At 40.6% G+C, this 17788-nt stretch carries 15 protein-coding genes and 1 tRNA gene; 8 read left to right on the top strand and 8 right to left on the bottom strand.

What is annotated here, in order from left to right; translation table 11 throughout:
• Nucleotides 1–114: 114 nt before the first annotated feature.
• The 3 genes from ACFSKL_RS21915 (at nt 115) to ACFSKL_RS21905 (ending at nt 3335) form a co-directional block, all read left to right on the top strand.
• On the top strand, nt 115–1146 hold the full coding sequence (locus ACFSKL_RS21915) for an arabinan endo-1,5-alpha-L-arabinosidase (RefSeq protein ID WP_376889365.1): 1032 nt from the start codon (nt 115–117) through the stop codon (nt 1144–1146).
• Between the two features lie 606 nt (nt 1147–1752).
• Nucleotides 1753–2547: a type IV toxin-antitoxin system AbiEi family antitoxin domain-containing protein gene (locus ACFSKL_RS21910; protein WP_376889363.1), complete on the top strand. Its 795-nt coding sequence runs from the start codon at nt 1753–1755 to the stop codon at nt 2545–2547.
• Nucleotides 2544–3335: a nucleotidyl transferase AbiEii/AbiGii toxin family protein gene (locus ACFSKL_RS21905; protein WP_376889362.1), complete on the top strand. Its 792-nt coding sequence runs from the start codon at nt 2544–2546 to the stop codon at nt 3333–3335. The genes ACFSKL_RS21910 and ACFSKL_RS21905 overlap by 4 nt, the downstream gene beginning before the upstream one ends.
• A 187-nt stretch (nt 3336–3522) precedes the next feature.
• On the opposite strand, the gene ACFSKL_RS21900 is transcribed toward ACFSKL_RS21905, so the two are convergent.
• Both ACFSKL_RS21900 and ACFSKL_RS21895 read right to left on the bottom strand, forming a co-directional pair.
• The gene (locus ACFSKL_RS21900; protein WP_376889360.1) at nt 3523–3681 is read right to left on the bottom strand and encodes a GIY-YIG nuclease family protein; all 159 of its coding nucleotides are present in this window, start codon (nt 3679–3681) and stop codon (nt 3523–3525) included.
• A gap of 50 nt (nt 3682–3731) precedes the next feature.
• Nucleotides 3732–3805, bottom strand: a tRNA-Ile gene (locus ACFSKL_RS21895).
• A 203-nt stretch (nt 3806–4008) separates the two neighbouring features.
• On the opposite strand from ACFSKL_RS21895, the gene ACFSKL_RS21890 reads away from it, so the two are divergent.
• Both ACFSKL_RS21890 and ACFSKL_RS21885 read left to right on the top strand, forming a co-directional pair.
• Complete coding sequence (locus ACFSKL_RS21890) at nt 4009–4641, top strand: HAD family hydrolase (protein ID WP_376889358.1); 633 nt, start codon at nt 4009–4011, stop codon at nt 4639–4641.
• Complete coding sequence (locus tag ACFSKL_RS21885; protein ID WP_376889356.1) at nt 4631–5746, top strand: site-2 protease family protein; 1116 nt, start codon at nt 4631–4633, stop codon at nt 5744–5746. The genes ACFSKL_RS21890 and ACFSKL_RS21885 overlap by 11 nt, the downstream gene beginning before the upstream one ends.
• Nucleotides 5747–5942: 196 nt before the next feature.
• On the opposite strand, the gene ACFSKL_RS21880 is transcribed toward ACFSKL_RS21885, so the two are convergent.
• The 6 genes from ACFSKL_RS21880 to ACFSKL_RS21855 form a co-directional block, all read right to left on the bottom strand.
• Entirely contained in the window at nt 5943–6245 is a 303-nt protein-coding gene (locus ACFSKL_RS21880; protein WP_376889354.1) for a rhodanese-like domain-containing protein, read from the bottom strand.
• Nucleotides 6246–6249: 4 nt separating this feature from the next.
• Entirely contained in the window at nt 6250–8064 is a 1815-nt protein-coding gene (locus ACFSKL_RS21875; protein WP_376889353.1) for a T9SS C-terminal target domain-containing protein, read from the bottom strand.
• A gap of 23 nt (nt 8065–8087) precedes the next feature.
• Nucleotides 8088–8861 (bottom strand): PASTA domain-containing protein, encoded by a 774-nt coding sequence (locus ACFSKL_RS21870; protein ID WP_376889351.1) that lies wholly within the window; start codon nt 8859–8861, stop codon nt 8088–8090.
• Nucleotides 8862–8914: 53 nt separating this feature from the next.
• Nucleotides 8915–11983: a choice-of-anchor J domain-containing protein gene (locus tag ACFSKL_RS21865; RefSeq protein ID WP_376889349.1), complete on the bottom strand. Its 3069-nt coding sequence runs from the start codon at nt 11981–11983 to the stop codon at nt 8915–8917.
• A 22-nt stretch (nt 11984–12005) separates the two neighbouring features.
• Nucleotides 12006–12248, bottom strand: coding sequence for a NifU family protein (locus ACFSKL_RS21860; RefSeq protein WP_376889347.1), 243 nt, complete (start codon nt 12246–12248; stop codon nt 12006–12008).
• Between the two features lie 64 nt (nt 12249–12312).
• Nucleotides 12313–13407: an Mrp/NBP35 family ATP-binding protein gene (locus ACFSKL_RS21855; protein WP_376889346.1), complete on the bottom strand. Its 1095-nt coding sequence runs from the start codon at nt 13405–13407 to the stop codon at nt 12313–12315.
• A gap of 187 nt (nt 13408–13594) precedes the next feature.
• On the opposite strand from ACFSKL_RS21855, the gene dnaG reads away from it, so the two are divergent.
• From dnaG to ACFSKL_RS21840, 3 genes are all read left to right on the top strand, one after another.
• The gene (dnaG, locus tag ACFSKL_RS21850; protein ID WP_376889344.1) at nt 13595–15538 is read left to right on the top strand and encodes a DNA primase; all 1944 of its coding nucleotides are present in this window, start codon (nt 13595–13597) and stop codon (nt 15536–15538) included.
• Between the two features lie 88 nt (nt 15539–15626).
• Nucleotides 15627–16844 carry a bifunctional 3,4-dihydroxy-2-butanone-4-phosphate synthase/GTP cyclohydrolase II gene (locus ACFSKL_RS21845; RefSeq protein WP_376889342.1) on the top strand — a complete coding sequence of 406 codons (1218 nt, stop codon included), beginning with the start codon at nt 15627–15629 and terminating at the stop codon, nt 16842–16844.
• 306 nt (nt 16845–17150) lie between these two features.
• Entirely contained in the window at nt 17151–17786 is a 636-nt protein-coding gene (locus tag ACFSKL_RS21840) for a hypothetical protein (RefSeq protein WP_376889340.1), read from the top strand.
• Nucleotides 17787–17788: the final 2 nt, after the last annotated feature.

Here is a 17788-nt window from a genome sequence, read left to right as displayed (position 1 = left end):
TTTACCTTGGTATTTTCATGATTATCGTTGCAGTACAGGGGACATTGGAATGATCAATCGATTCGAAGAAAGTAAACCTTTGATTTTTGGAAATTTAATAGATAAAAACTAAATATGCGTCTACTGATATTGAGTTCAATATTGTTTTTGTTTGTGCCATTTGAGGGGAAATCCCAAACGGATGGGACTTCTGGTCTCCACAATCTCAAAGGGGATCTTAGGGTTCACGATCCGGTGATGATCAAGCAAGGGGATACCTACTATGTTTTTTCTACAGGACGGGGAGTTTCAATCAAAACCTCGAAAGATATGATCCATTGGAAAAATGCAGGCCAGGTTTTCGATTCACTAGCACTTCCAGCGTGGCATAAAAAAGACATTCCTGAGCAAGATGGGCATTTGTGGGCACCGGATATACATTATAGGGATGGGAAATATCACCTTTATTATTCAGTATCGGCCTGGATGAATTATGATTCCAGTATCGGGTATGCGAACAATACTACCCTGAATCCCAATGATCCAAACTATAAATGGATTGATGAAGGACAGGTGATCAGTTTCAAAAATGGAGGAGAGGGCGTGAATGTAATTGACCCGAATGTTTTTGTGACTGAAGATGGGGAAGTTTGGCTTCTTTATGGATCTTATACTACAGGATTGCGTATGGTTGCTTTGAATAAGGAAAATGGTCAATTGCAAAGTAATCCTCCTGAAATCACCAAACTGACAACCTCTCTTGGTGAGGGTGTTTTTGTGATAAAAGGGCCTGAATACTATTATATTTTTGCATCAAGGGGTATATGTTGCTCAGGAAGTGAAAGTACCTATCAGATTGTAGTAGGTCGTTCGGAAAAGCTGGAAGGGCCCTATTTGAATAAAGAAGGGGAGAGTTGGTTGGAGAATAACTACTCGGTATTCTTAGCTGGTGATGAGGAAGAGCCTGGTAGGGGGCATAACGGATTCTTCTCAGAAGGAGATACAACCTATATTGTATATCATGCTTATACGATTTCAGAAGATGGCAAATCTTTACTGAACATTCGAAAACTTTATATTGATGAGGAAGAGTGGCCAAGCTTTGAACCAACAGGTAAATTATTCCAAATGGTAGATTTTCAGCAAAAGCTCTTTCATGGAAGATGAAAAAGGATCGTATTGTCGCCAAAAGACAACAGCCGAATTCGCAAATAATAGCTGTCCAGTCGGCTCTCATTAGCTGTTGTAAAGGGGTAGAATATATGAAACTTTGAGAATCAGATAAAAAAAAGCCGCTTAGATTTCTAAGCGGCTGTGTGGACCAAACTGTACAAATTCCGAACCGCTTTACCGAAGATTTCAATAAATTATATGCCCTACACGAGCATATCCAAACAGTATTAAAGAAGGAGAATAAGTTGGATATGATGAGAAGTCATATGTTTAATGCATACAAAAAAATATGCTGATGAATTAAAACACACCGGAAACGTCAATCGGCAAATAAAGAGAAAATGTTGAGCGAATCAGTAGCAATTTATTGCATTTGGGTTGGCATATGTTCATTACGAATTGGTATCACTAGATCTAATATGAGTCGACAATATTGCCCAGTTTTTTATTTAATGTCTGGGATCAGTTAGGTCAGCTTTGTCTAACTACCTTTTTCATATATTTGGGGTAATTAAAATTGAGTTTTGCAGCAACAAGTTTATAGTATAATTATGCATGTATGGCTTATTTTTACTAACTTTTGCATAAATTTACTAAGATATGATGCGTGTTGCTGATTTTGTGGAAAATTGCCTGGCATATGAGCAATACGCTTTTTCCTGGGATGAATTAAAAGTTAAAATACCCAAAACAGATGTTGCATTACGACACGAATTGGGGCGCCTTTCCAAAAAGAAAGAGATTCTTGCACTTCGTCAGGGATTTTATCTGATCCTTCCTCCTCGATACAAAGGATTCGGTAAACTACCACTGGAGTTTTATGTTGAAGAGTTGTTCAAATTCTTAGATAAGCCTTATTATATCGCTTTTTTTTCAGCAGCAGCATTCCATGGTGCAAGCCACCAACAGGTTCAACAGAGCTACCTAATGACAAAAATCCCCAACTTGCGCGACATTAAAAAAGGGAATATCTATCTGAGCATTTCAGCCACAAGTAAATGGCCAAACAAAAACATTCAGCAAAGAAAATCCGATGCAGGCATTTTTAATATTTCGTCACCGGCACTTACAGCTATTGACCTTATCCATTATCAATCTAAAATGGGAGGGTTAAACAGAATTTTGGCCATTCTAGAAGAATTAGCTGAGTCCATGACAACAGAAGATATTCAAGAATTACTCCAATGGTACCCCCATACCAGCTCAATTCAACGGCTAGGGTTCCTTTTAGAGGAATTAATTGAAGGAAATACATTGACACTCCCACTGAAGGATTATTTAAAAAACCAGAACTATTTTCCAGTGTTACTAAGTCCCGAAAAAAATAGAAAACCAGGTGGAGCCAACAATACCTGGAAAGTAGATGCGAATATTGAATTAGAAAGCGATTTATGATACCCAAACCGTACATAGCCAAATGGAAAGACCAGGCTCCTTGGACAACCAACGAACAAGTCGAACAGGACCTGATCATATCCAGAGCACTGGTAGCACTTTTCTCGGATGAGTATCTAAGCGACAACCTGGCATTCCGTGGAGGTACCGCATTGCATAAACTCTACTTAAATCCTGCTCCTAGATATTCAGAAGACATTGACCTCGTTCAGATCAAAGAAGGCCCAATCAAACCCATTTTGAAGCGAATAGATGAAGTGATTGCCTTCTTTGAAGAAGATAGAGTAGTCAAGGTTAAAGCAAATAACAACACCTTACTGTACCGCTTCAACTCGGAATATTCGCCAAATATTCGATTAAGACTAAAGATAGAGATCAATTGCCGGGAGCATTTCAATCTGCTTGGATGGAATTCGTTTCCATTTTCTGTAGCAAGTCAATGGTTTACAAAGGGGTGTAATATTACCACATATCACTTAGATGAACTTTTGGGAACCAAGCTCCGTGCACTCTATCAACGTAAGAAGGGCAGGGATTTGTTTGATCTCTTCTATGCCGACCAACACGCAAAGTTGGATTATGACAAAATCATCTATTGTTACAATGAGTACATGAAGTTCGTGGTGGGCAAACCACCTACCCAAAAAGAATTCCTGATAAATATGGAGGAAAAGTGTAGATCAAAACAATTTTCAGGAGATTTGGAGGGACTTCTTAGTCCTGATCTTAAATACGACCAGGAGGAGGCCTTTGAGTGGTTTTTTGGCAAATTGGTACAAAGACTTTAAGTTTTACTGAAATGGATAAAAAGCCGAGTTAGTTATTCTTATGAAAATTGATTCATTCGAAAATTATTCAGAAAATAAAAATTTAGAAGTCTTACTTAAACTTTTTCAGTATTCAAATGACCTTAAAAACTAATGCTGTTTGCAGCACAAGTTTTCTTGCCTGGGAAAAACTTGCATAAGACACCGCTCAAAAAAGTATCCAGACATCTACCTTTTGTGAGAAGTTTCTTTTTGAATACACTTTGTTGATGTGGTTTTCCAATCTTTCTTCCGGACTGAGGGTAGTGATGCCAGAATAGAATCTGTCCAATTTTTCACAATGAAGGATATAAAAATATGCATTCATGGAACAAAAAGGTTGAGTTAAAAAAAGGTCGGAAATTAATTCCGACCTTGTGGGCCCACCTGGGCTCGAACCAGGGACCTCCTGATTATGAGTCAGAAGCTCTAACCAACTGAGCTATAGGCCCTTATTATTTGTTTTCTAACCTCCTGCCCCAATATCCAGAAAGGGAGTCAGAAGCTCTAACCAACTGTATCCCGATGGCTATCGGGATCCCTAAATAAATACCTTGTTACAATTAACTTATGAAGAATATTTTTCTGGATAAGTACCTTGCAATTGGGACTGCAATGTTACATATTTGATCTTAAATTTACAACTTCAAGCTTTATGAAAAGTATTAAAAATGTTGATTTTTTACTCTTCGATTTGGGAAATGTAATCATTAACATAGATTATCAATTTACAATCAATGAGTTAAAGAATTTGCTTCCCGAGAATAAAAACCACTTGATAGAATTATTTTTTCCAAGCAATTTTCACAAACAGTATGAAATGGGCTTGATTTCCAGTCAAAACTTCCGGGATGAGATCAGAATGCACTTCCAATCGGACTGGTCGGATGTTCAGATCGACCAAATTTGGAATAGTTTGCTCAAGGATATTCCTTTGGAAAGAATAGACCTGATCAAAAAGTTGCGGGCTGATTTTGGATTGGCGGTGTTGAGCAACACAAACGAAATCCATATCAAAAAAGTGAACGAAATAATGGTTGAGAATTTTGGGATACCTTCCCTTGATCCTCTTTTTGACCAGGTTTATTTTAGCCATGAACTCCAATTGGCAAAGCCAAATGTAGAGATCTATGAAGTGGTTGCCGATAAACTCAAGACAGACCCATCCAAAATCCTTTTCTTTGATGATCTTGAACAGAACTTATTGGGGGCGCAGACAGTTGGGTATCAAACACACCTTATCAATCATCCCAAGGCATTAACCGGTTTTTTTGAAGATGTACTCTAAGAAGGAATATTTTACCCATTCAGTTTTATTTATTTTGACACTTATCGCTACTACTTTTGCAGGAGGCGAGTGGTTGTATGGGAAGAGCATTTTGGAGAAGGGTGAACATTTCCTGGATTGGGAATACTTCCTCAAATCCATGCATTTTTCGATTCCATTTATTGGGATTCTTCTGGTGCATGAATTGGGGCATTTGTTGACATCAATCCATTACAAAGTAAAGACTTCCTTACCCTATTTTATCCCTGCATGGTTTGGGTTCATAGGCACTCCTTCCTTGGGGACATTTGGTGCTGTGATCCGTATGAAGAGCTTTATCAATTCCAGGAAGAAGTTTTTTGATATCGGTGTTGCCGGACCGATAGCGGGATTTGTCCTTGCTGTTTTTGTGCTTGTCTATGGATTCACGAACCTACCGGATGCTGATTATATCTATGAAATACACCCCGAATACCTAGATCCAGATTTTGAGGGACACAAATCTGAAGAAGGCTATCTACAACTGGAGATGGGCTATAACCTTCTTTTCTATTTGATGGAAAAGACCCTTGCAGATCCTGAGAAAATGCCAAATATGTCTGAAATCATTCATTTCCCTTACATATTTGCGGGGTATTTGGCGTTGTTCTTTACTGCGCTCAACTTACTGCCCATTGGGCAGCTGGATGGTGGGCATGTTGTATTCGGACTGTTTCCCCGGAAGCATAAATTGATTTCATTGGGAGCGTATATAGCTTTTGTGTTTTATGCAGGATTGGGGATTCTGACTCCTTTTGATGAATTGGGGACTATATTGTGGACGGCTGTTTTATACATAGGTTTCTTGTACATCTGCTTTCGGAAAGCTGCTGTCCCAGAGCAGACCAAATGGACGCTTATCCTTATGATAGCATCTTTCCAATACCTGATCGTCTTTATCTTTCCCACAATAGAAGGGTATACAGGTTGGCTGTTCTTTGCGTTTCTGTTGGGAAGGGTGATGGGACTTGCTCATCCTGAGGTTTCCGGAAACAAGCAATTGGATAATAGGAGAAAAATTATCGGCATTATAGCCATTTTGATATTTATATTGTGCTTTACCCCGCAGCCATTTATTTTCCAATAAGACAAATAGGGAATGGCAAATTGACGTTTATATCAATTGCCATTCCCTATTTTTTTTAAAGTATTTGCTACTTTGCCAGTAAAATCATTGAATTTTTAGATTCAGGCTTGTATAAGTTAATATCCCAATATCCAATATCAATCTATATCAATTCCGTTGATGGCAAAATAGCAGAAAACCACTTTATTTTTCAATATTAATCTTCCAACTCTCTGTAGGCATTGATGCCACCGGGTACGTTTCTCACTTTGCGGTATCCTTTGGTTTCCAGAAATTTCTTGGCATTGGCACTTCTGGCTCCTGATCTGCAATGAATGACGATTTCTTCATTCTTGTATTTATCTATTTGGTCTAATTGGTGAGGGAGTGTTCCCAAGGGGATGTTCAATGCCCCCAAGTTATCTTCTTCATATTCCCATTCTTCCCGCACATCGATAAATACAAACTCTTCCTTGTTGTCGATTCTCTGTTTTAATTCTTCTACGGTTATATCTTCCATCTTTCTATTTGACTAAAATTCTATATGATTTAGGTTCTCCTTGTTCCAATACATTGATTATATACAATCCCGACATTGCCCCCGCAAAATTAAGTATTTTACCCTTTTCTGCATCCTCTATATCAATTTTAATTGACCTTCCGTATGGGTCCATTACCTTGAGGAGCTCAAAAGTCCCTTCGATTCTAAGATAATCTGTTACTGGGTTGGGGTAGATGAGGATTTTTTCGGGGAGGTTTATTTCAGCATCTTCCACTGGTGGGGTTTCTGAGAGGTGTGGCCTGATCATCAAGGATCCGGATACTGCTTCGTTTTGCTGCCATGTACCTGCAATATTGTAAAATATCTCTTCACCATTGTTCCGAGACTTGTCTAGTCCCACATAGATGAAATCATTTGTAAACTGCATAAAGCCTACATAGAACACATCGTTGAGCAAGATATTTTCGTCAATTTCAAAATAGGAAAATTCCTTGGCTTCCTCCTTGTTCGGGATGACTGTTTCTTTTACATACACAGGGTCTTCATCCAAGTCATTCCAGACCATGATGTCAACCCCTCTTCCGAATTGGGTGAAATTACTGAAGTTAATACTGACACCTTTGATGTAGGCATCTTGGGTTTTTTCGTACCTCACTGCCAGCATTCCAGACCATTGGTTTATTCCGGCAGAGTAATCCAAGCTGCCATTGTCATAGGCAAAATAATCCCTCATGACAATGGTTGTTCTCGCGGTGTCGTTTTTCCTAAAATCCACTTCTGGGAAAAAAAGAGAATCCCCATCTACAATCTGGAACAAAGGGCCATCGCCTGAACTCAGGTAAGTGACCAATTCCCATTCTGTCTCCTCTTCGGGTATTGGTAGGTCATTGATCGGATTACTGGTGAATTGTCGCCTTTCCAAAGCCAATGGGACTGGGTTGATGGGGGTGTTGTTGTTGATCTTCAATACCAATTCCTGGCTTTGTTTGTCTCTCAATTCTACGGTAAACTCCATAGCCCGAAATCTGTTTTCGAGGTTGTTGAATTCATTGCCTGTAGTTCCCAGATAGTTTTCAGCGTTGGTTTGAAGCTCTGATAATGGGATTGCACTATATTTTTCAAAAGCAGGGGAGTTTATCCCTGTCAAAGTTCTGTCTATAAAATTCTTATTGCCTGCAACCCTGTTTTTGTCTAGGTATACATAATCAACCAACCAAGTGTCAAAAGGACCGGAGGCGCGCCCCCTTGTCTGAAACCTGAATTGGAATGCATCATGGAGGTACTCTTCCGTCACTTGGATAGTCTCTTGGGTAAAGAAAAACTGCTCCGCTTCCAGGGCTCCTGTCTGATTCCAAATGTCTATCCAATCTCCATTGGCATTCAAAAACTGGAGAGATATCCGGTCGTTGCTGTCAGGAATCTCTGATTTGCCTCCGGCTTGCCAGAAGAAGCTGAAGAAGACGGTTTCTCTTTCAGCTTCGCTCAATTCCGTAAGGTCAAATGGTCTGGATGTCAACTCATCCGTAATCCCTTGGCTGATGGGGTTGGTTTCGTATGGTCTTCCGTCGACTCCAATTCCATCAAATACGGCTACCCCCAAACTGGGAGGGAGGTTCGCAACTGTAAAGGAATGTGTTACACCTTTGTTGATCCACAGGGAATTGCTGATTTCCGGGCTGCTAAAATCATCCCAAAATGGAATTGTTATTTTTACTTCATCAGCTTGTCTTGCTGAAATTTTGTTGCCTTCAGCAATCTTTTTTGGAGTGGGGAGCTGTTGAAATTGACCAAAAGAATCTACCACACTTATGGAAATAAGCGCTGAAATCAGCAACATTACTTTTAGGTCTCTGAGGCACATTAAAAATTAGTATCTTTATTTAGTTCTGATATCCATAAATCTATTGGTTCCCCCGTTTTTACTTCTGCACCTGCTGGCGGTAGATGACGGATGATGGTTCCTTGTGGGATGGTATCTGTTGTAATGTAATTGATCTTGCCTATTCTCAAGCCAGAGCCTATGATTAAAAATTCGGCATCTACTTCATCCATTCCGACTAAGTTTGGGATTGCTAGTATCTGATTGCCCAATCCGTCACCTACAACAAGGTCAATTTGGGAACCTTTAGGGATTTCAAATCCTTCTGGGACATTTCTTCCCCTATATTTTTGCTCCAACACCACATTGTCTCCGATATCTGGGACATATTTTATCTCTCCCCGCACCAGTCCCATGTTGGCCAGGATTTCCTGTACATTTCTTAGTTGGCTATTCACCAGGTTAGGCATTTTTATCAAGGGAGCGTTTTGGGAATTTAGCGTGAGGTAGATCTTCCTTCCTGACTTTACTTTATTGCCGGCTTTGGGGATTTGTTTCAACACTGTCAATGGTTTCAATTCTGCATTGAAGCCACTGTCTATATTTACTTCATAATTCAGGTTGCTGGACTTTAGCAGGTTTTCCACTTCATGATAGCTGAATCCTTCAAGGTCAGGGACTGATACTGTCTCTCCATGATTGGTGTATGATGGTAAAAATACTTTTAAGAATATAAAAGTAAGTAAAATGATTACCCCTAAAATTAATCCAACATGAATACTGACTTTTTTGAGTGAATCTTTAATCTTGCTCATGCACTGAATGTTTTTGTAACTAACGTATAAAGTTAAAACTTTATTTAAATATTTTAATGTATAATTAACTTTCTGGTTTCTGTGATTGAATTGCTGGTGATCTTTACGATGAATACACCTTTGGAGAAAAGCTGGCTTGAGAAGCTATAAGTCTGGTTCAAAGTATTGGGATAATCAATATCTTGGACAAGTGCTCCCGTAGAAGAGAATACTTGGATGTTTACAGTTTCATAAGTTGAGAAATTGAATGCAATATTGAAGATGTCTCTTGCTGGATTTGGGTAAATAACCGTATTGCCCAGCCCAGGATCTATGGGCTCTTCGTTGGCAGATAGGTATAACTCAATATTGTCCAAATAGACAGGGTCATTATTGCTGTTCCCATTTTCTATTGCAAATGCAATCCTGACATTCTGATTTCCTGAACCGGCATACTCGCTTAAGTCTACATATTCCCTTCTATAATTTTCACGGGTATTGGGATTGACAGTACCTGATTCTATGGTGTTGATTTGTGAACCTGTTTTGCGGGCGATTTCATTGTAATTGACGCCGCCATTGGTACTGGCCATCACTTTGAACACCGTATTCTCGTTTTGATTGCTTGCTGCAAGATCGTAGAAAACACTTGCTTGCCTGCTAATACTCAGGTCAAAAACAGGTGAGCCAAACCAGTTAGTATGTTCAGAGCCTATGCCATTGAGGACAGCGGCATTGTTTTGGTTGCCATGCTGTAGACTGATTAGATCCCAAGTGTTTTCATTGGTTTGGGTATTGATGGCTGTCCAAGGTAGAATGCTGACAGTTGCATCAAGGGTTTGTCTCCAAGGAGCCCTGATTTCGGCTTCGTTTTTCAGGGAAAATTGGGTAAGACTGGAAGCGTTGCCTGGATTTTGGTCAAAATTCGGGGATACCAATTCATACTGTAATCTTGATACGCCTGTGTTTACGATGGAGTTGGGCAACTCCAAAGTCGTTGTGGCTCCCACAGCAATGTTTTGTCCCCTGCCTACGAAGCTTTGGGGAGTGCCATTGTTTGTAATCCTGTTGATGATAAATCCGTTTACTGGCAGATTGCCATTGTTTGTCAATTGGATGACTTCCACTGTTTGGGAACCATCGTGGATAGGACCAGGGCTTACCAATTGGTTGAGGTCGATTCTATAGTTGTAGGTTTCCTCCGAAAGAATCTCCACATCTTTGAGGTAAATATTATTGCCGTAGCCATTTCTTGTGATAAATGCGATCCTGATATTGTCAAAATCCGAAAATGGAGAAAGGTTTAATATTTCCCTTCTAAATTGGTTGTTGCTAGTCGGGATAAACTCATCTAGACTTGGGGCGGATGTCTGTAAGAATGTCCTGTCTTTGTTGTATGGAGCATTGATAATGTCAAATGTATTGCCGCAGTCAGTAGATACAGCTACATAGAGAAAGTCGGAAAGATTCGGGTTTTCAAATGGCGCATGAGCCAAGTTGAAAGTCAATTGTGCATTCGGATAATCAGAAAGATTGATCGATGGTGAAATATAGAAATCCAGTTGGCCTGGCGCTTCATATTCATAATGTCTGATATAAAGTAGATTTTGGTTTACTCCGGAAATGGGAAGGGTCCTGGTCTCCCATGTAAATAGATTGTCTGGATTTCTGGTTATCCAGTCATTCCCTGCACTGGAAAGGTTTAGTGAATACGGTAGGCTTATTTCCGGCTGTAGGGTAGGAACGGTAGTCAGCTCGTTGTTGGAAACATTGTCATCCATCCCGCCATTGACCTGGATGATGCTTGCTTTGAATTCAGTCTGACCATCACCTGACAAAGTGATCGGGTTGAAAGAAACCACAATCGATTCGGCAGAAGGAAGGTTCAAATTGAAATTTCTGGTTTCGATGACATTGTTGTTGAGGGAAAGTTGGATCCTAGCTGAATTTATAGTGCTTAGGCCGCGGTTTAACAGCTCCACTTGTGGTACAATATTGTTTGAGCAAATCAAGTCCCTTGGGTTTATAATTTCCTCTACAGCCAAATCCAAGTTGGCCAAGTTTGGCTCCTGCGTCGCAAAATTATTGATCATGGAACCTCTTCTAGGGCTAAATTCCAATACGGCATTCATTCTTTGGACTTGCCCCAGCGTAAAGATATTCATGCAGGCATCCGGAGAATAATCCATGTAGTTTTCAGTCATATCCCTTGAACCACAGGAAAATCTCGGGTTATTGGTTCTACAACTGTTGTTGTCGGCATCTTGGTTTGGGGTGTCATCCACAAAGTCGTCTACCGAGCATCCATCTGTACCAGTATTGGGGTCACCCCAAATGTGTCGCAATCCAAGATAATGGCCAACTTCATGCGTAGCTGTCCTGCCACGTGACCCTGATATAGCACTTCCTCCCTCTCCAAAATACCTGTAATCAATCGTAACCCCATCATGTTCAGCGGGGGAAGGCGCAAAATTCAAACCCGGTAGATCTGAAACCGGAAAAGTCGCAAAACCAATAAAGGGCTGTCTGAGAGGGACTACCCACATATTCAGATAGTCTTCCGGTGGCCAAGAGGATATAGAAGAAATCACAGGGGCATCATCAATGCCATATGCAGTCTGTGTCCCTTGAACACGGACTATTCCGGTAGTCGGGAATCCATTGGGATCGGTTTTTGCCAATACAAACTCAATATTGGCATCCGCTGCCACATTGAGGAATTCTGCCGGAGTCAGGTTTTGATCTGCATTTTGTCTTCTGAAATCTTCATTCAAAGTCCTTATCTGCGCTTCAATTTGGGATAGGGGGATATTCGCTCCCTGTCCTATGCCTGTGCCATTGTGGATCACATGCACGACAACAGGAATTACCCTGCTTTCATTTTGTAGCCGATGCTGTACAGAGGGTCTTTTGGAAATCTGTTCGATTTTTCCAGACATCCATGATTCAAAATATTCCTTGCTGCCATAAACGCCAAGCGCTTCTTCCTGCATTTTTTCCAAATAGACAGCTGCGCATTTTTCATCGTGGATATGCTTGTAAGGCTGCCCAAAAAAACTTTGTGAAAAAATATTGAAACTCAAAAATATAAATGAAAAGGATAAAGCCAATCTTATCCAAAATCTTAGAATTATCCTGATCATATTATTCAGATACTAATATATATTACACAACGGCGATGTTGATGGCCTCGACTTTTACTATTTCAGGAATGGCTTTTTTGATAGCCTCTTCCACACCGGCTTTCAGCGTCATCGTTGACATTGGACATGAGCTACATGCGCCGGTAAGTTCCAGTCTCAAAACCATATCCTCTGTTAATTCCACTACTCTCACATTGCCACCATCAGCCTCCAAATAGGGGCGAATGCTATCCAATGCCGCTTCTATCTTCTCGTTCATTTCCATTTTGATTTCCAAATTTATTGCCAATGATTTACCTTGATAAAGGTATACACTTTATTTTTTGTAATTAACTATTTACTTGCACTACTTCAGTTTTGCTTTTTTCAGCGTTTCTGATGGCTATTTGCCTTGCGACTGCTTCAGCCAATTCCGAAAAAGCGATTTTCGTAATCCCTTCCTTGAACACTGCCGGATATCCTGTGTCACCACTTTCCCGGATACTTTGCACTATGGGAATCTCACCCAAGAAAGGTACGGAGAATTTTTCCGCCAACCTTTTGCCACCCTCTTTTCCGAAAAGATAGTATTTGTTGTCGGGAAGTTCATCCGGTGTAAAATAAGCCATATTTTCGATAACACCTAGTATCGGTACATTAATCTGTGGCTGCCTGAACATCGTCAATCCCTTGGTTGCATCTGCCAAAGCCACTTTTTGTGGGGTAGTGACAATGACCGCACCAGTGACAGGAAGGGTTTGCACCATGGTCAAATGAATGTCAGATGTCCCCGGAGGCAGGTCAATCAGGAGATAATCCAATTCCCCCCATTCTACATCCGCTATGAATTGCTTCAATGCCGAACTGGCCATCGGCCCCCTCCATACTACGGCTGAATCCGAAGGTGTCAGAAAACCAATAGACATCAGCTTTACTCCATATTGCTCAATGGGAATGATGATGTTTTTGCCATCAACTTGTTTTATAGAAGGCTGTTCTGCTTCTACATTGAACATCGTAGGGACGGAAGGACCTGAAATGTCCGCATCAATCAAACCAACTTTTGCTCCTGAGTTTGCCAAAGCTACCGCCAAGTTGCTGGCTGTCGTGGATTTTCCCACACCACCTTTTCCCGATGCTATTGCAATGATGTTTTTCACATGGGGCAATAGTGGGGTATTGTCTCTCGTAGTAGTGACATTGGAGGTCATGAAAATATCGATTTCTACCTCACTGCCCAGTGCGGATTCCAGTGCCTCTATACAATTGTTTTTGATGACTTCTTTGAGAGGGCAGGCGGGAGTCGTCAGGACAACCTTGAAACTCAATTTATTTCCTTCAATATCAATGTTTTGGATCATCCCTAAGGTGACAAGATCTTTTTTTAGATCTGGATCTTCTACTTTTGATAATGCCTGAAGGACTTGTTCTTTACTGAAGCTCATGGATGGTTTTTTCTGAATTTTGCGCAAGTTAACCTATAATTATTCTAAATAAAACTTGTGAACTTGCTCTTGTTGATTTTTCATTTGTTTCAATTCTAACTTTTATCGGGCGCAAATAGTTTCTGGGCATTCAATCTTATGTTTTGGAGGAATACTTTTTATCTTTGGCCTATCAAGTGAAATTTTAATGGGAATCAGCAGAGCTACCACAGAAAAAGTCAGAGAAAGAGCAGACATTGAAGATGTAGTGAACGACTATGTGCCTTTGAAAAAGAAAGGCCAAAATCTTTGGGCATGCTGTCCTTTCCACAATGAAAAATCCCCCTCTTTCTCAGTCTCACCTGCCAAGCAAATTTATAAATGCTTTGGTTGTGGCAAGGCCGGGGATCCTATTCAATTTGTGATGGATATAGAAGGGCTCGGGTTTGGTGAAGCCATCAAGCATCTAGCTGTCAAATATGGCATAGAGATAGAAGAAGATCATACAAGCACCCCGGAGGATATCCAAGCTTACAATGAGAAGGAAAGCTTGTACATCGCACTTAATTTTGCCAAGGATTTTTTTGTACAGAATCTCCAGACAGAAGAGGGGAGGGCGATTGGACTGAGTTACTTCAAAGAAAGGGGATTCAGCCAAGCCATCATCGACAAATTTGATCTGGGCTATACTTTGGATGGCTGGGATCATTTGTTGAAAGCAGCCAAAGCTGCAGGGCATTCAGAGGAAATCCTACTCAAAGCTGGCCTTATTTTACAAAAAGAGGGAGACCCATCCCGGGTTTATGATAGATTTCGGGGAAGGGTTACATTTACCATACACAACCTGGGGGGGAAACCGATTGGATTTGGAGCCAGAATCCTCACCCAAGATAAAAAACAGCCTAAGTACATCAATTCTCCCGAAACGGATGTCTATCACAAAAGTGATGTGCTCTATGGGATGTTCCAGGCAAAGAAATCTATCCGGGAAAAAGACAACTGCTATCTGGTAGAAGGGTATACGGATGTGGTATCACTGCATCTTTCTGGAATCGAAAATGTGGTCGCTTCTTCGGGTACTTCCCTGACGGAAAACCAGATCAAACTGATCAAAAGGTTTACCGATAATGTAACGGTCCTTTTTGATGGTGACTCCGCAGGGATCAAGGCTTCCTTGAGGGGGATTGACATGTTGCTCGAAGGTGGACTGAATGTCAAAGCGGTGGTATTTCCCGATGGCGATGATCCAGACAGCTACTCCAGAAAGGTCGGTTCGCAAGCCTTTACGGATTACTTGGAAAAGCATGCGCAGGATTTTATCGCATTTAAGATCGGACTGCATGCCGAAGAGGCTGCCAATGATCCGATCAAAAGGGCGGATTTGATCAAACAGGTCGTGCATAGCTTGTCCAAAATCGATGATCCTATTACAAGGGCTGTATATGTAAGGCAATCGGCAAGTCTTTTGGAGATTGATGAGGATATTATTCAGATAGAGCTGAATAAGATTATCCTGAAGGTTCAAAAGGATCAATATTTCAAAGACCAAAGGGAAGAAGAAACGCAAGAAACCCCATTTGAAAACTTTCTGCCAACACAGGAACAGGGGGTGTCATTCAGCACGCAACTGGAAGCGCAGGAACGGGAAATGATGCGGATGCTGGTGAACTATGGATTTGAAATGGTTTCTGAAGAATTAAGTGTTTGTGAGTATTTGCTTCAGGAAACCCAGGAGTTGGTTTTTGAAACTCCCGTGTTCAACAAAATCTTGGCGCTATATAAGGAAGCTTTGTCCAATGGGATTTTGCCACAGCCTAAGCATTTCTTGAACTCACCGGATACAGAAGTCAAAAACGAAATCATCACCATGATCTCCCGGAAACATGATATCTCAAGGCTTTGGGAAGAGAGGCATAAAATATTCACTACCACTGAGGCAGATGATTTGGCAAAGTCAGTTTATGACAATATTCTGAGACTGAAGCAGAAAGTAGTGAAAAAGATGCTGGAAGAAGCCAGGGTTAAAATAAAAGAAGCGCAAGATCAAAAAGAATCCAACGAAACAATGGATGATAGACTGAAGGTTTATATGGAACTGAAAAGCTATCAGATTGAGATAGATAAGCAATTAGGTATAGTAATTAGCAATTAACCAAACTTAAATTGGAGTTCTTCGGTTTTAATCCAAGAAAGCTCGTAATTTTGCAAACCCAAATAAATTAGCATTCAATTTTAGAATTATGTCCCAAGAAAATCAACTGCATTCCATCGAGGAAGCAATAGAAGCCATCAAAAACGGAGAAGTTATCATTGTAGTAGATGATGAAGATAGAGAAAATGAAGGCGATTTTGTTTGTGCAGCGGAAAAAATCACCCCGGAAATCGTGAACTTTATGGCGACCCATGGCCGTGGATTGATCTGTGCACCATTGATAGAAGACAGGTGTGAAAAATTAGGCCTTCAATTGATGGTTGGTAGCAATACCGCAGCTTTTGAGACCCCTTTTACAGTATCGGTTGATTTGGTAGGTCATGGATGCACTACAGGTATTTCTGCCAGCGATAGGGCAAAGACGATCAAGGCATTGGTTGATGACTCTATACATCCGGATGAACTTGGGAAACCAGGCCATATTTTTCCACTGAAAGCAAAAAGGGGAGGTGTACTTCGAAGAGCTGGGCACACCGAAGCGGCAATTGATTTTTCCAGGTTGGCAGGCTTGCAGCCGGCAGGTGTATTGGTAGAGATCATGAATGAGGATGGTACCATGGCCAGACTTCCTGATTTGTTTGAGGTTTCCAAGCGTTTCAATTTGAAATTGGTTTCCATCAAAGACTTGATCGCATATAGATTGAAAAATGAATCTTTGATCAAAAGGGAAATAGGGGTAGAGATGCCTACCGAATTTGGCGATTTTGATTTGATTGCCTATAGACAGACAAATACAGATGAGATCCATATGGCCTTGATCAAGGGAGAATGGGCTGAAGACGAACCAGTGATGGTAAGGGTTCACTCCTCTTGTATCACAGGGGATATATTTGGTTCATGTAGATGTGACTGTGGCCCACAATTGCATCGTGCCATGGAAATGGTACAGAATGAAGGAAAAGGAGTGGTGCTTTACATGAACCAAGAAGGTAGAGGGATCGGTCTGATCAATAAATTGAAAGCATACAAGCTACAGGAACAGGGAATGGACACAGTTCAGGCAAACTTGGCTTTGGGCTTCCCAATGGATAAGAGGGATTATGGTGTAGGAGCACAGATTCTGAGAGACTTGGGGATAAGCAAAATCAGGTTGATTACAAACAATCCAACCAAACGTGTTGGCCTACTCGGCTATGGCTTGGAAATCGTGGAGCAATTGCCAATAGAAATCAATTCCAATCCCCACAACCAAAAGTATCTGGAAACAAAACGAGACCAAATGGGGCATACTATCCTGAAGAAGTGAATGGTTGATTGAGTTAATAAGTTGAATAGGTGGTTTAGTTATTGAGTTAATTAGAAAAATAGTTGATTAAGTTGTGGGTTATCTTGACCAATTTACTATTCCACTAATCGACTAATCCCTGATAACTTAATCAACTTAAATCCTTAAATAAGTGCTTGTTTAGCAACACCAATACCTGATCGACTATTCCACTATTCAACTAATCCCTAATTCACTAATCCCTGACAACTTAATTAACTACATTGTTTCAACCAATTTCTGTTTTTTGTCGTTAATAGTAATGTTAACACCAAAAAGGCCAATAAAATGAAAAAGATCATTCCACTTCTTTTTTTAGTCAGTTTTATCAGTTTCCAGACTTGGGCACAGAACAAATTTCCCTCCCAAATATGGCATAAGGGTAAAATAGTAGCAACTGATGGTCAGGAATATGTCGGGCTGGTGATGTATGATTTGGACAATAACATTGTTCAGTTACAGCGGGAGAGTATTGAGACTTTTGGAGCTTCGAATGTATTGCAATTTGAGATTTTCGATGAGGTGTATAGTGGGATAAGGACATTTTACTCTTTGCCCTATGCCCTTGCGACTGATTATCAGACACCTGTTTTTTTTGAGGTTCTGACCCAGGGGGATGATGTTGCCTTGTTATGCAGGGAATATGTCGCCACTGACAACAGGTCTATGGGAATGTATGGTCCCATGATGATGAATCCCATGTGGGGAGGGCCAATGATGGGCGGAGGCTATAGGTTGGCGTTCAACTATTATTTTTTCAAAGACGGAGAGATCCAAAAGTATTCCCAAAAGAAAAAAGATTTGATTGGGTTCTTTGATGACAGGGAAGATGAAGTCAAGCTTTACATGCGAAAAAACAGGCTCGCACATGACAAGAGGGGAGACCTTTTGAGAATTACAGCATATTATAATCAAATAAAATAAAT

This window comes from Belliella marina, assembly GCF_042682445.1.
GTDB lineage: Bacteria > Bacteroidota > Bacteroidia > Cytophagales > Cyclobacteriaceae > Belliella > Belliella marina.
This window is presented reverse-complemented; position numbering and strand designations above follow the sequence as displayed.

Bases quoted from the DNA above. Each gene is read 5' to 3' on its own strand.
- ACFSKL_RS21915 (WP_376889365.1), top strand. From the start codon at position 115: ATGCGTCTACTGATATTGAGTTCAATATTGTTTTTGTTTGTGCCATTT.
- ACFSKL_RS21910 (WP_376889363.1), top strand. From the start codon at position 1,753: ATGATGCGTGTTGCTGATTTTGTGGAAAATTGCCTGGCATATGAGCAA.
- ACFSKL_RS21905 (WP_376889362.1), top strand. From the start codon at position 2,544: ATGATACCCAAACCGTACATAGCCAAATGGAAAGACCAGGCTCCTTGG.
- ACFSKL_RS21900 (WP_376889360.1), bottom strand. From the start codon at position 3,681: ATGAATGCATATTTTTATATCCTTCATTGTGAAAAATTGGACAGATTC.
- ACFSKL_RS21890 (WP_376889358.1), top strand. From the start codon at position 4,009: ATGAAAAGTATTAAAAATGTTGATTTTTTACTCTTCGATTTGGGAAAT.
- ACFSKL_RS21885 (WP_376889356.1), top strand. From the start codon at position 4,631: ATGTACTCTAAGAAGGAATATTTTACCCATTCAGTTTTATTTATTTTG.
- ACFSKL_RS21880 (WP_376889354.1), bottom strand. From the start codon at position 6,245: ATGGAAGATATAACCGTAGAAGAATTAAAACAGAGAATCGACAACAAG.
- ACFSKL_RS21875 (WP_376889353.1), bottom strand. From the start codon at position 8,064: ATGTTGCTGATTTCAGCGCTTATTTCCATAAGTGTGGTAGATTCTTTT.
- ACFSKL_RS21870 (WP_376889351.1), bottom strand. From the start codon at position 8,861: ATGAGCAAGATTAAAGATTCACTCAAAAAAGTCAGTATTCATGTTGGA.
- ACFSKL_RS21865 (WP_376889349.1), bottom strand. From the start codon at position 11,983: ATGATCAGGATAATTCTAAGATTTTGGATAAGATTGGCTTTATCCTTT.
- ACFSKL_RS21860 (WP_376889347.1), bottom strand. From the start codon at position 12,248: ATGGAAATGAACGAGAAGATAGAAGCGGCATTGGATAGCATTCGCCCC.
- ACFSKL_RS21855 (WP_376889346.1), bottom strand. From the start codon at position 13,407: ATGAGCTTCAGTAAAGAACAAGTCCTTCAGGCATTATCAAAAGTAGAA.
- dnaG (WP_376889344.1), top strand. From the start codon at position 13,595: ATGGGAATCAGCAGAGCTACCACAGAAAAAGTCAGAGAAAGAGCAGAC.
- ACFSKL_RS21845 (WP_376889342.1), top strand. From the start codon at position 15,627: ATGTCCCAAGAAAATCAACTGCATTCCATCGAGGAAGCAATAGAAGCC.
- ACFSKL_RS21840 (WP_376889340.1), top strand. From the start codon at position 17,151: ATGAAAAAGATCATTCCACTTCTTTTTTTAGTCAGTTTTATCAGTTTC.